General features: G+C 73.6%; 10 protein-coding genes. 3 read left to right on the forward strand and 7 right to left on the reverse strand.

What is annotated here, in order from left to right:
• Positions 1 to 25 precede the first annotated feature (25 nt).
• From FHS37_RS10320 to FHS37_RS10330, 3 genes are all read right to left on the reverse strand, one after another.
• Positions 26 to 391 (reverse strand): PH domain-containing protein, encoded by a 366-nt coding sequence (locus FHS37_RS10320; protein ID WP_159534795.1) that lies wholly within the window; start codon positions 389 to 391, stop codon positions 26 to 28.
• Between the two features lie 122 nt (positions 392 to 513).
• The gene (gene metG / locus FHS37_RS10325) at positions 514 to 2,130 is read right to left on the reverse strand and encodes a methionine--tRNA ligase (protein ID WP_184819341.1); all 1,617 of its coding nucleotides are present in this window, start codon (positions 2,128 to 2,130) and stop codon (positions 514 to 516) included.
• Between the two features lie 132 nt (positions 2,131 to 2,262).
• A complete protein-coding gene (locus tag FHS37_RS10330) occupies positions 2,263 to 4,233 on the reverse strand; it encodes a VWA domain-containing protein (RefSeq protein WP_184819343.1) in 1,971 nt (656 codons plus the stop codon).
• 277 nt (positions 4,234 to 4,510) lie between these two features.
• Here FHS37_RS10330 and FHS37_RS10335 point away from each other — a divergent pair, with 277 nt between their 5' ends.
• Positions 4,511 to 6,586 (forward strand): PhoX family protein, encoded by a 2,076-nt coding sequence (locus FHS37_RS10335; protein ID WP_184819345.1) that lies wholly within the window; start codon positions 4,511 to 4,513, stop codon positions 6,584 to 6,586.
• 49 nt (positions 6,587 to 6,635) lie between these two features.
• Here the strand turns inward: FHS37_RS10335 and FHS37_RS10340 are convergent, their stop codons facing one another.
• Positions 6,636 to 7,577 (reverse strand): LysR family transcriptional regulator, encoded by a 942-nt coding sequence (locus FHS37_RS10340; RefSeq protein WP_184819347.1) that lies wholly within the window; start codon positions 7,575 to 7,577, stop codon positions 6,636 to 6,638.
• Positions 7,578 to 7,772: 195 nt separating this feature from the next.
• On the opposite strand from FHS37_RS10340, the gene snpA reads away from it, so the two are divergent.
• Entirely contained in the window at positions 7,773 to 8,450 is a 678-nt protein-coding gene (gene snpA / locus FHS37_RS10345; RefSeq protein ID WP_184819349.1) for a snapalysin, read from the forward strand.
• A gap of 90 nt (positions 8,451 to 8,540) precedes the next feature.
• Here snpA and FHS37_RS10350 read toward each other — a convergent pair whose 3' ends face one another.
• From FHS37_RS10350 to FHS37_RS10360, 3 genes are all read right to left on the reverse strand, one after another.
• Positions 8,541 to 9,542 carry an endonuclease/exonuclease/phosphatase family protein gene (locus FHS37_RS10350; protein WP_184819352.1) on the reverse strand — a complete coding sequence of 334 codons (1,002 nt, stop codon included), beginning with the start codon at positions 9,540 to 9,542 and terminating at the stop codon, positions 8,541 to 8,543.
• 119 nt (positions 9,543 to 9,661) lie between these two features.
• The gene (locus FHS37_RS10355; RefSeq protein WP_184819994.1) at positions 9,662 to 10,558 is read right to left on the reverse strand and encodes a hypothetical protein; all 897 of its coding nucleotides are present in this window, start codon (positions 10,556 to 10,558) and stop codon (positions 9,662 to 9,664) included.
• A 197-nt stretch (positions 10,559 to 10,755) separates the two neighbouring features.
• The gene (locus tag FHS37_RS10360) at positions 10,756 to 11,253 is read right to left on the reverse strand and encodes a hypothetical protein (protein ID WP_184819353.1); all 498 of its coding nucleotides are present in this window, start codon (positions 11,251 to 11,253) and stop codon (positions 10,756 to 10,758) included.
• A 108-nt stretch (positions 11,254 to 11,361) separates the two neighbouring features.
• Between FHS37_RS10360 and FHS37_RS10365 the strand changes: the two genes are divergently transcribed.
• On the forward strand, positions 11,362 to 12,573 hold the full coding sequence (locus tag FHS37_RS10365) for a PP2C family protein-serine/threonine phosphatase (protein ID WP_184819355.1): 1,212 nt from the start codon (positions 11,362 to 11,364) through the stop codon (positions 12,571 to 12,573).
• Positions 12,574 to 12,629 lie beyond the last annotated feature (56 nt).

Below are 12,629 nucleotides of genomic sequence, written 5' to 3' on the forward strand. Positions count from 1 at the left end.
CCGCCGGTCCGCGCCGTGCCGGCGGCTACCGCGCCACGAACTGGGTGAGGATCGCCTGGACCTCGTAGATGTCGACGCCCTTGGTGAAGGTCTTCTGGAGCGGGGTCGGGGAGCCGGAGATCCAGATCTTCAGTTCGGCGTCGAGGTCGAACGTGCCGGCGGTCTCCACCGCGAAGTGGGTGATGCTGCGGTACGGGACCGAGTGGTACTCCACCTTCTTGCCGGTGATGCCCTGCTTGTCGACCAGGATCAGACGGCGGTCGGTGAACAGTATGGTGTCGCGGATCAGCAGGAACGCGGCGTGCACCTGCTCGCCGTGGCCGAGCAGGCGGGCGTAGTCCTGCTGGGCCTGCGCCGGGTCGACGGTGTGCGCGTTGCCGAAGAGCGCCATGGATGAAACCCCCCACGTGAGCGGCGGCGGCCGGACCTCGGCCGCCTTCACGCGATCTTCGCAAAGGGAGGGGCCCGGGAGAAGGTTCCTCCTCCTCCCGGGCCCCTGCTGTTGCGAGCGCGTTACGCGGTCGGCTTCTCCTCGAGACGCGGGAACAGGACCGCGCCCTTGGTGACCGTCGAACCGGCGGGCAGCAGACCCCAGGTGCCGGCCTCCTGGACCCTCTGGTCCGCGAGGGCGCCGAGGGAGGCCTCGGCACCGAGGGAGTCCCAGAGCTTCCGGGAGGTGTCCGGCATGATCGGGTTGAGCAGCACGGCGACCGCGCGGAGCGACTCGGCGGCCGTGTACAGGATCGTCGCGAGCCGGGCCCTGCCCTCGTCGGACGCGTCCTTGGCGACCTTCCAGGGCTCCTGCTCGGTGATGTAGCCGTTGACCTGCTTGACGAAGTCGAAGACCGCCAGGATGCCGCCCTGGAAGTCCAGCTCGTCGCCGATCCTCCGGTCCGCCTCCGCGACCGCCTTCGCCAGGCCGTCGTGGATCGCCTTCTCCGCGTCGCCGGACGCCGTCGCCTCCGGCAGCTCGCCGCCGAAGTACTTGCCGACCATCGCCGCCACGCGGGAGGCGAGGTTGCCGTAGTCGTTGGCCAGCTCGCTGGTGTAGCGGGCGGAGAAGTCCTCCCAGGAGAAGGAGCCGTCCTGGCCGAAGGCGATGGCCCGCAGGAAGTACCAGCGGTACGCGTCCACGCCGAAGTGCGAGGTCAGGTCCTGCGGCTTGATGCCGGTCAGGTTGGACTTGCTCATCTTCTCGCCGCCGACCATCAGCCAGCCGTTGGCGGCGATCTTCCCCGGCAGCGGGAGGCCCTGCGCCATCAGCATGGCCGGCCAGATGATCGCGTGGAAGCGGAGGATGTCCTTGCCCACCAGGTGGACGTCGGCGGGGAAGGTCGAGTCGAACTTCTCCGGGTTCTCGTTGTAGCCGACCGCGGTGGCGTAGTTCAGCAGGGCGTCGACCCACACGTAGATGACGTGCTTGTCGTCCCAGGGGACCGGCACGCCCCAGTCGAACGTCGAGCGGGAGATGGACAGGTCCTGCAGGCCCTGGCGGACGAAGTTCACGACCTCGTTGCGCGCGGACTCGGGCTGGATGAAGCCGGGGTTCGCCTCGTAGTGGGCGAGCAGCTTGTCGCCGTACTCGCTCAGCTTGAAGAAGTAGTTCTCCTCCTTGAGGATCTCCACCGGCTTCTTGTGGATCGGGCACAGCTTCTGGCCCGCGTGCTCGCCCTCGCCGTCGAGCAGCTCGCCGGGGAGCTTGTACTCCTCGCAGCCCACGCAGTACGGGCCCTCGTAGCCGCCCTTGTAGATCTCTCCCTTGTCGTAGAGATCCTGGACGAACTCCTGGACGCGGTCGGTGTGCCGCTTCTGCGTGGTGCGGATGAAGTCGTCGTTCGCGATGTCGAGGTGCTCCCACAGGGGCTTCCAGGCCTCCGTGACGAGCTTGTCGGCCCAGGCCTGGGGGGTGACCCCGTTCGCCTCGGCCGTGCGCATGATCTTCTGACCGTGCTCGTCCGTGCCGGTGAGGTACCACACCTTCTCGCCGCGCTGACGGTGCCAGCGGGTGAGCACGTCGCCTGCGACGGTCGTGTAGGCGTGGCCCAGGTGAGGAGCGTCGTTGACGTAGTAGATGGGGGTCGAGACGTAGTACGCCTTCGCCCCCTGCTTCTCGGATCCAGTGGCCGCCATGGTCGAAATCCTACTGGTCGCGCGAAGATCGACTCACCTGCGTTCCGGGGGGCGGACGGGAGGGCTCCGGTGCCCTGCCGCGTCCGCCCCCGGGTGTCGCGCGTTCCTCCGCGGTGTTCCCCCGCGGCGTCCCTACGGCCGCCAGGACGCCAGTACGGCCTCGTAGAGCTCCTTGTCGGTGAGCTCCTTCGGGGTCTCGCCGGCGAGGAAGTGGGCCGTGTTGGGGGTCTTGAGCTTGCGGAGGTAGTCGAAGGCCTTGTTCTCCGGGTCACCGAAGGCGACGAAGGAGAAGAAGACCGCGGGGTGGGTCTCGGCGGCCCCGGTGAGGGCCTGGGTGGCCGGGGTCTTCGCGTCGGGGGCGCCGTCCGTCTGGAAGACCACCAGGGCGGGCGTGTCGGGGCCGGGGGCCGCCTTGTCGTGGAGGGCGAGGACCTCCGCCACGGCCGCGTGGTAGCTCGTACGGCCCATGCGGCCGAAGGAGGCGTGCAGGGTGTCGATCTTGTTCTCGTGGTCGGTGAGGGTGAGCTCGCCGGTGCCGTCGAGCTCGGTGGAGAAGAAGACGACCTTGACCGCGGCCTCGGGGTCGAGGTGGGCGGCGAGGGCGAGGGTCTGCTCGGCGAGGGCCTGCGCGGAGCCGTCCTTGTAGTACGGGCGCATGGAGGCGGAGCGGTCGAGGACGAGGTAGACCTTGGCGCGGGTGCCGGTGAGGCCGTTCTTCTCGAGGGCGGTGGCGGCGGCCTTGTAGGCGGTGGTGAGGGCGGGGGCGGCGGAGCGGATCCGCTTCGCGGGGGTGGCGGGTCCGGCGGCCTCGGCTTCGCCTTCGGCCGGGGTGGTGTTCCCACCCGCACCACCCGTGCGGCTTTCGTCGTCGGGTGCGGGTGGCCCCTGCGGGGCGTCCTCGCCGTCGGCGGCCGCGGGCTCGGGGCCGGCTTCGGCCGCAGGCTCCGGGGTGGGCTCGGCCTGCGGCTCCGCCCCGGCGGGTTGCTCCGCCTCCGGTGCCTCCGGCGACTCCAGCGCCACGGACACCTCGGGCTCGGGCGTTGCTTCGGCTTCGGGCTTCGCCTCGGCTTCGGGCTTCGCCTCGGGCCCGGGGGCGGGCTCGGCTTCTGCCTCGGCTTCCGGGGTGGGCTTCGGCTCGGAGGGGGCCTCCGTGGCCGCGGTCGGTGCTTCGGGTGCGGGGTCGACGGCGGCCTCGGGCTGTGCTTCGGGCTCCGGGGCCGCTTCGGCTTCCGGCTTGCTCTCGGGCTCGGGCTTCGCCTCGGCTTCGGGCTTCGCCTCGGGCTCGGCCTCGGTGGCCTCGGGCTCGGTCTCAACGCTCTTGGGCTCGGCGGGCTCGGGCTTCGCCTCGGGCTCGGCCTCGGTGGCCTCGGGCTCGGTCTCAACGCTCTTGGGCTCGGCGGGCTCGGGCTTCGCCTCGGCTTCCGGCTTGCTCTCGGGCTCCGCCCCGGGCTCGGGCGTTGCTTCGGCTTCCGGCTTGCTCTCGGGCTCGGTGGCCTCGGCCTTGGTCTCGGGCTCGGCGGGCTCGGGCTTCGCCTCGGCTTCGGGCTTCGCCTCGGCTTCGGGCTTCGCCTCGGCTTCGGGCTTCGCCTCGGCTTCGGGCTTCGCCTCGGCTTCGGGCTTCGCCTCGGGCTCGGCCTCGGTGGCCTCGGGCTCGGCGGGCTCGGGCTCGGCGGGCTCGGGCTTCGCGGCGGTGGCCGGGGGTGTCCGCGTCGCCGTCGGCGCCTCCGCGGTCGGCTCCTCGGGGGCCGTGGCGGCGGCCTCCGGTTCCGTCGGTTCCGGCGTCGTCGGGGCCGGGGAGTCGTCCGATCGGGTGGGGCGCGGTACCGACACGTTGTCGAAGGCCGCGGCGACGAGGTCGTGCTCCTCGCGGGGTTCCGGGACGGAGGCCGTGCGGGACGGCGGGGTGGGCTCGGGGGACGGGGACGGGAGGTTCGGGGCTGCGGGCGTGTCCGCGGCGGGCTCCGGGGCCGGCTCGGGCGACGTCGGGGCGGCCTGTGCGGCCGTGCCCTCCGTCTCGGCGGCCTGCGCCGCACCCTCCGCTTCGGCGGACCTCGCTTTGCGTGACCGTCCGAACGCGTTCCGCAGGAGAGTGAGAATGCCCATGTGCGCAACCCTTCGCGTGAGTTGATGCCCGTCAATCCCTGGCCAGGACGGACACGTAAGGTTAGCGGCCCTCGTGGGTGATCTTGGGCAGGGTCGGGGGTCCGCGGGCGCGCCTGTCAAGGGCGGCATCCGGCCTGCCGACGGCACGGGGCGACCGGCCCGCGCAACTCCCTTAACGACTCCACGGGTTCACCCACCGTTCACCCGGGCGCCCGGCTACCGCACATATGTGCCCCTACGGTCGCGCTGACACCACGGGCACCCAAGGAGAGAACACGTGCGCAAGCTGCTGCCGTTGATCGGAACGCCGTCCGGTTCGCACCCCGGCGGCCGGTCCGCCATGACCTGTCGTTTCCGGTGTGGTGACGCCTGCTTCCACGAGGTGCCCAACACCAGTTCCAACGAGTACGTCGGTGACGTCATCGCCGGCGCCCTCAGCCGGCGGTCCGTGATGCGGGCCGCCGCCGTCGTCACGGTCGCCGCGGCCGGCGCCGGGGCGGTCGGCGTCGCGGGCGCGCCCGAGGCGCAGGCGGCCCCCGCCGCCAAGGGCGGTCACGGCCACCGCGAACCCGAGGGAGCCCGCGGGCTGCGGTTCACGCCCGTCGCGCCCAACACCGCCGACGCCGTGACCGTGCCGGAGGGCTACCGGCAGGACGTGGTCATCCGCTGGGGCGAGCCCATCCTGCGCGGCGCGCCCGCCTTCGACCCGGAGAAGCAGACTGCGAAGGCGCAGGCCGGGCAGTTCGGGTACAACTGCGACTTCCTCGCGCTGCTCCCGCTGCGCGGCGAGCGCGGCCGGCAGCTGCTCGTCGCCAACCACGAGTACACCGACGAGATCCTCATGTTCCGGGACTACGACCCGGACAACCCCACCCGGGAGCAGGTGGAGATCGCCTGGGCCGCGCACGGCCTCGCGGTGGTCGCGGTGGAGGAGGAGCGCCGCGGCGGCGGGCTGAAGCCCGTCACCCGGCACCACCTCAACCGGCGGCTGACCGCCACCTCCGAGTTCCGGCTCACCGGGCCCGTCGCCGGGTCCGACCTGGTGAAGACCTCCGCCGACCCGAGCGGCACCAAGGTGCTCGGCACCCTCAACAACTGCTCCGGCGGCACCACCCCCTGGGGCACCACCCTGCACGGCGAGGAGAACTTCAACCAGTACTTCGCCAACGGCGGCAGCGCCACCGACAAGCGGTACGGGATCGGCACCGGCGCCACCGAGCGCAAGTGGGAGCGGTTCGACAAGCGGTTCGACCTCGCCCAGGAGCCGAACGAGGTGCACCGCTTCGGGTACGTCGTCGAGCTCGACCCGTACGACCCGGACTCCGTCCCGCGCAAGCACACCGCGCTCGGCCGGTTCAAGCACGAGGCCGCGACCGTGCGGCTGACGCGCGACGGTCGCCCGGTCGTGTACTCCGGTGACGACGAGCGGTTCGACTACTTCTACAAGTTCGTCAGCAGCAAGCGGATGCGGCACGGCAACAGCCGCTGGGCGCGCGAGCACAACCTGACGCTGCTCGACGAGGGCACGCTGTACGTCGCCAGGCTCACCGGCGACTCGCCCGCCCTCGAGATCGACGGCACCGGCAGGCTCCCGGAGGACGGGGAGTTCGACGGCAGCGGTGAGTGGATCCCGCTGGCCACCGCCACCGCCGACGGCGCCGTCTCGCACGTCGAGGGCATGACCGCCGAGGAGGTCTTCGTCTTCACGCGCCTCGCCGGCGACAAGGTGGGCGCCACGAAGATGGACCGGCCCGAGGACATCGAGCCCAACCCGGTCACCGGCAAGGTCTACGTCGCCCTCACCAACAACTCCAACCGCGGCAAGACCGGTCACGCCGCCGCCGACGAGGCCAACCCGCGCAACCTCAACAAGCACGGCCACGTCCTGGAGCTGACCGAGCGCTGGAACCGGCCGGAGAGCACGAAGTTCGCCTGGTCGCTGTTCCTGGTCGCGGGCGACCCGGAGGACCCGGCGACGTACTTCGCCGGATTCCCGAAGGACTCCGTCAGCCCGATCTCCTGCCCGGACAACGTGGCCTTCGACGACCACGGCAACCTGTGGATCTCCACCGACGGCAGCGCCCTCGGCTCCCACGACGGCCTGTTCGGCGTCGCCACGCGCGGCAGCCGGCGCGGTGAGCTGAAGCAGTTCCTGACGGTGCCGACCGGTGCGGAGACCTGCGGTCCGATCATCCAGGACCGGCGCGTGCTGGTCGCCGTGCAGCACCCGGGTGAGGTCGACGGTGCGTCGGTGGAGAAGCCGGCCAGCACCTGGCCCGACGGTCCCGGCAGCTACGTCCGGCCCGCCGTGGTCGCGGTGTGGCGCGCGGACGGGCGGGACATCGGCGTCTGACGCCACGCGCCACGGCGTTCCGGGGTCACGGCGTCCCGGCGTCGAGGTGTCACGGGAGGGCCGGCGCGGGTGACCCCGACCCGCCGCGTTCCAGCCACTCCCGGTACGCCGGCGCCTGGTGCGCCACCTCCCGGTACGCCTCGGCCAGGTCGGGGTAGACGCCCTCCAGCTCCGCGTCCGTCCGGGCCGCCAGCAGCAGCCGCACCCCGAGCGGGTCGCCGTGCAGCCGGCGGACCGCCGTCTCGGGGCGGGAGGGCGAGGTCGGCTGGCAGACGGTGACGACCTCGCCGGTGGCGACCAGGGACGCGGCGGTGTGGTAGTCGCCGTGCAGGACCGGGGGGTCGAGACCGGCGGCGCGCAGGACGCGGCGCACGGCGTCCCACTCGCCGTCGACCGTCGGGTCGATCATCCAGCGGTCCCGGGCCAGGTCGGACAGGTGGACGACCGGGTGCGCGGCGGCCGGATGGTCGGCCGGCAGGGAGACGAACTGCGGCTCGCGCTCGACGAGGACGCGCGTGCGGAGCGTCGGGGGGATGCGCAGGGGGCAGCCCTCCACCTCGTGCACGAAGGCCACGTCGAGCTGGCCGTCGGCCACCATGCGCAGCAGGGCGTTGGCGGAGACGTCCATGTGCAGGGTGGGCTCCCGGCAGTGCCGGCGCAGTCGGCGCAGCCAGCCCGCGAGCGCCCGGCTGGCGGTGGAGCCGATGCGCAGGTGCCGTCCGCCGACGGCGGCGGCGCGGGCCTCGGTGACCAGGGAGTTCAGTTCGGCCACGAGCGGGCGGGCGCGGCTGAGGACCAGCCGGCCCAGCGGGGTGGGGCGGCATCCGGTGTGCGCGCGGACGAACAGCGCACCGCCCAGCTCCTGTTCGATGCGCCGCAACTGGGTGCTCAACGAGGGCTGTGCCACGCCGAGTTGGCGTGCCGCTCGGTGCAGGCTGCCGGTGTCGGCGATGGCGCACAGCGCCCTGAGGTGCCTGACCTCAAGCTCCATGCCCTGGGAGGGTAAGGCGGAAGTTCAGGTTTCACCAGACGCACAAACCCCGGCCGATCCGGCGGAGTTGGGCAGACGGAGACGTATCCGGGGCGATAGTGCGGGCCTATCGCCGGTTGCCATCATCACAGTCGCCGTGCGGACGCGGACACTCACCGGTGACACGTGACTCACCCCCACCTCGAGGAGTCATCGATGCGCATGCGCATGCCCCTGTCCGTGCTCACCGCCGCCGGTCTGAGCCTCACGGCACTCGGCCTCGGCACGGCCCCCGCCTCGGCGGCGCCCGCCCCCTCCGACGCCGGCACGATCGCCGCGTACAACGGGTCCTCCGAGGAGGCCGCGGCCAACCGCGCCTTCTTCGAGGCCGTGCTGAGGTCGGCGGCCGAGAAGCGGGCCGCCGCCCCCGACAGCACGGCGGCCGTCACCGTCGTCTACAACGCCTCCCGGGCGCCCTCGTTCGCCACGCAGATAGCCCGCAGCACCCAGATATGGAACAGCTCGGTGTCGAACGTGAGACTCCAGGCCGGCACCTCGGGAGCCGACTTCTCGTACTACGAGGGCAACGACCCGCGCGGCTCGTACGCCTCCACCGACGGTCACGGCCGCGGCTACATCTTCCTCGACTACCGGCAGAACCAGACCTACAACTCCACGCGGGTGACCGCGCACGAGACCGGCCACGTGCTCGGCCTGCCGGACCACTACTCGGGGCCGTGCAGCGAGCTGATGTCCGGCGGCGGTCCCGGTCCGTCCTGCACCAACGCCTACCCCAACGCCGCGGAGCGGTCGCGGGTGAACCAGCTGTGGGCGAACGGCTTCGCCGCCGCGCTGGACAAGGCCGAGAAGGCGCTGCGGAAGTCCGGGCGCTAGGACCCGGCTCCGGGTTCCCGGCCCGGTCTCCGGGTTCCCGGTCCCCGGTCTGTGGTCTCAAGGTTCCGGTGAGCGTGCCCGCGGGCACGCTCACCGGGGGGCGTGCAGCGTGAGGTCGACGACCAGGGCGCGGTGGTCGGTGCCGGCGAGGTCGAGGAAGCGGGCCCGGCCCGCGGCGAACTCCTCGGACACCAGCACGTGGTCGATCTGGGTGCCGAACACCGGCATGGTCCGGGCCGGCCAGGTGGGCGTCCGGTCGGCGCCGTCCAGCCGGGCCGCGTCGTGCAGGCCGGTGTCCAGGATGCGCCGGAAGGCGGCGTGGTCCTGGGAGGCGTTGAAGTCCCCGGCGAGCACGGTCGGGGTGTCCCGGTCGGCGGCGGCCACGGCGCGCAGCCTGCCGAGTTCCCGCTGCCAGAGGTCCACCTGGCCGGGGAGCGGCGGCATGGGGTGGGCGAGCTGGAGCCGTACGGCGTGCCCGTCGACGTCGGCGACGGCGCCGGGCATGCCCATGGTGCCGGGGACGCCGTCGGCGTCCCGGAGCGGGAAGCGGCTGAGGATGACGGAGCCCTCGGAGCCCCCGCCCGCCACGGCCCGCCGGTGCGGGTAGGCGTCCGCCAGCTCCCGCTTCAGCGCGGCGTCGCAGGTGTACTCGCACTCCTGGACGAACACGAGGTCCGGCTCCTCGCGGCGCACGGCACCGATCAGGGAGCCGGTGCCCTGCCCGAACTCCACGTTCGAGGTCAGCACCCGCAGGGTGGCGACGGGCCGCCCCGCCGGCTCGCCCGTCTTCCCGTACGGCTCGATGAACCAGGCCAGCAGGCCGAGCAGGAGCACGCCCCACACGGCGCCGGCCCACCACCGGGCGAGCAGGGTGAACAGCAGTCCGGCGGCCGTGGGCACGAGCAGCCAGGGCAGGAAGGCGAGGAGCTGCGGCACGGGGGTGACGCCGTCGGTGTCGGCGATCCGGCAGCCGACGACCGCGCTCACCCCGGCGAACAGCAGCGCCGCGCACCAGGCGGCCGGCCGCCGCCCCCTCCTCCGCGGCCCGGCCCGGTCCTCGGCGGCCGTCGGTCCGGCAGTCGCAGTGTCCAAAGGTCCCGGCCTTCCGCTCGCGGATGGGGTGCCCGACTCCTCCCTCGAAGACGAGAGGAGGGTACGCGAGGTTGCCGGGCCGGGTCAGGCGCGGCTCCGGTACGGGGGCGGAACCGGGGTCAGGCGCGGCTCCGGTACGGGGGCGGAGCCGGGTTCCGGGCGGCCGGTGCGGAACGGCGGCCGGGGCGGAGGCGGCCGGGGCGGCCCGTCAGCCAGGAGAGGAGGGCCACCGTCAGGCCGAGCGCGAGCAGCAGCCAGGACACCGTGCGCAGGCCGGCCGTGAGGGCGTCGTAGACCGCGCCCGCCGCCGGGCGGTGGACGCGGTCGGGCAGGTCGGCCAGGGTGAGGCGGCGGCCGAGGACGACCGCGAGGGCGAGCAGGGCGCCGCCCAGGGCCGTGCCGACTCCGGTCGCGGTGAGCGCGCGGCGGCGGCGGGCGGCGACGGCGATCCCGGCGACGGCGAGGACGACGGTCGCGAGCGGCAGCCAGAAGGCGGCGGCGTCCAGGACGTGGTACCCCTTCCGGAGCCCGGCCACCTCACCGGCCGGCACCACGGCGATCTCGGTGTGCTCGACCGGGATGCGCCGGGCCAGCGGCACGTGGTCGGCGGCGAGCTGCCGTTTCACCTGCGCGGCGACGGGGGCGAGGTCGACGGTGACCGGTCCCCGGACGGCCCCGTCGTCGCGCACGGCGTGCAGCACCGCGTCGTGGACGGCCAGGTTCCCCGCCTCCCACGCCGTGCGGAAGGCCTCGGTGCGGGTGAACGAGCGCACCGCGTCCCGCACGAACGGCCCGATCGCGTGGTGCGCCGGTCCCGCGTCCAGCTTCCGCGCGACTCCGTCCCCGACGGCGTCGGCGACCGCGTCGCGCACGTCGGGATCGGCGGCCAGCGGTGCCATCGCGCTGACGTACCGCCCGGTGTCGGCCAGTCCGAACGCCGCCCAGGCAGCGAGCGCGCCGCAGGGGGCGAGCAGGCAGGCCAGGGCGACCAGCGTCGCCGACAGGGCGTCGCGCAGCCGGGCGCGCGGCCGCGCCCGGCCAGGGCGTCCGCCGTCGAAGGGGCCGTCACTGAGGGGTTCGTCGCGGAGGAGCACCCCTCCAGGCAAGGCGTCGGGGGCCGGGCGCGCGAGTGCTGGGGGCGCGTACGGGTGCACCGGGCGGGCCGAACGGGCCGAACGGGCGCTTCACGCCCGGCCCGGCCCGCGCCGGGGCCTCACCCGAACGGGCCCGCCCGTCCCATGGACGTGTCGTCCCGGGGCTCGGTGGCCTCCCGCGTCCTCGCGGCGTCCTTGCGCGCGTAGTAGCGGTAGAACAGGAGCACGAAGACGCCCGCGGCGACCACCAGTCCCAGCCACGCGGACCGCAGCAGGGTCTCGTTGGCCTGTCTGACCAGGAAGCCGACCGCGCTGCCGGAGAAGGCGGCCCAGAGCGCCGCGTGCGCGACGGGCCCCCGCTTCGGGGCGACGGACTGGAGGGCCAGGCAGAGGACGAAGAACACGAGCGCGGAGAGGAAACCGAACAGGAGGTTCCAGCCGGTGATGGGCCCGCCGTACCGCCGGTTGGCCGCCGCCCAGAAGCCGAAGACCAGGGCCAGGAGGAGGGGGACCACCACCCGTGCGGCCCTGTGGGTCCGCTCGTCGAAGACGTCGGGTGCGCGGGGCCGCCCGCCCGCGGACTTCGTGAGCTGGGGCCTGGGTGCCGCGTGAGCCATGAGCGCACTCCTCTCTCCTCGCCCCCGCCTACCAGGGCACACCTGCCGGGTTCCGTCGGCAAGTCGGGACCGGATGCGCGCCGTGCGGCCGCGTGTTTCGCTGGGTCGGTGAGCCACGGCGACGGGGGACACGGTCCGCGCGACCGGCTCCCCGGGGCCGGCCGCGGCGACGTCGTGCACCGGCACGAGCTGCTGCAGGTGCGGGGACGCAGTGTCGCCTGGCTGCCGCCGTTCCTGCTGCTGTTCGCCATCGCCCTGATCGACCTCACGACCGGCGGCGACTTCCGGACCGTCTCCTGGATCGTGCTGGTGCCCGGTATCGCCGCCGCGATCTGCGGGGTGTGGGGCACGGCCGTGTTCGCGGTGCTCGCCGTCGTCGTCTACGTGGCCCTGGACAGCGCCTGGCAGCACCAGTACCAGTCGGGGCTGCCCGACTTCATCCTCGTCGCCGTCGGCAGCCTCCTCGCCGTGCTGGCCTGCGCGGTGCGGGTGCGCGTGGAGCGCCGCGCGCTGCACATGCGGGACGTCACCGACACCGTCCGCCGCACCGTGCTGCGCCCCCTGCCGCCGGACTGGGGCGGCCTGGAGCACGCCGGGGTCTACCTCACCGCGGACGTCCAGGGCCGCGTCGGCGGCGACTTCTACGACATCCAGCCGGGTCCGCACGGCACCCGGGTCCTCGTCGGCGACGTCCAGGGCAAGGGGCTGGGCGCGGTGGAGACGGCGTCGGTGCTGCTCGGCGCCTTCCGCGAGGCCGGCTTCCACGAGCGGGAGCTGACGGCCGTCGCGGACCGCCTGGAGACCCGGATGCTGCGGCACCGCGAGTACACCACGGCCCTCGGCCGGCGCGAGGGCGACCGGTTCGCCACCGCCGTGCTGCTCGGCTTCCCGGCGGACCGGACCGACGTGGTGGACGTCGTCGTCCTCGGCCACGAACCCCCGCTGGCGGTCGGCCCCGACGGCGTACGGTCCCTGCCCGCCGACGGAGGGCTCCCGCTCGGCTGCGGCGACCTCGTGCCGGACCCGCCGGACGTGCGCCGGGTGCCGGTCGCCGTCGACGAGACGCTGCTGCTGGTGACCGACGGGGTGACCGAGGCCCGGGACGCCGACGGCGCGTTCTACGGCCTCGCCGCCGACGTGGCACGGGCGGTGGCGGAGGACCCGCGCGTCACCCGGCCGGACCGGTTGGCCGCCTTCGTGCGGGACGCGACGCTGCGGCACTGCCGCGGTCACCTGGCCGACGACACCACGGTCCTCGCGGTGCGGCGCAGGCGCACGACGGGGCCCGAAGGCCCCGAAGGGGGACGTTCCCCGTCCTGAGGCCCTCCCGCGCGGCCGCAGCGGTTACCGTGCTGCCGTAGGTGATCGACAGGGGG

It is taken from the genome of Streptomyces griseomycini, from assembly GCF_014203535.1.
GTDB classification, from domain to species: domain Bacteria; phylum Actinomycetota; class Actinomycetes; order Streptomycetales; family Streptomycetaceae; genus Streptomyces; species Streptomyces griseomycini.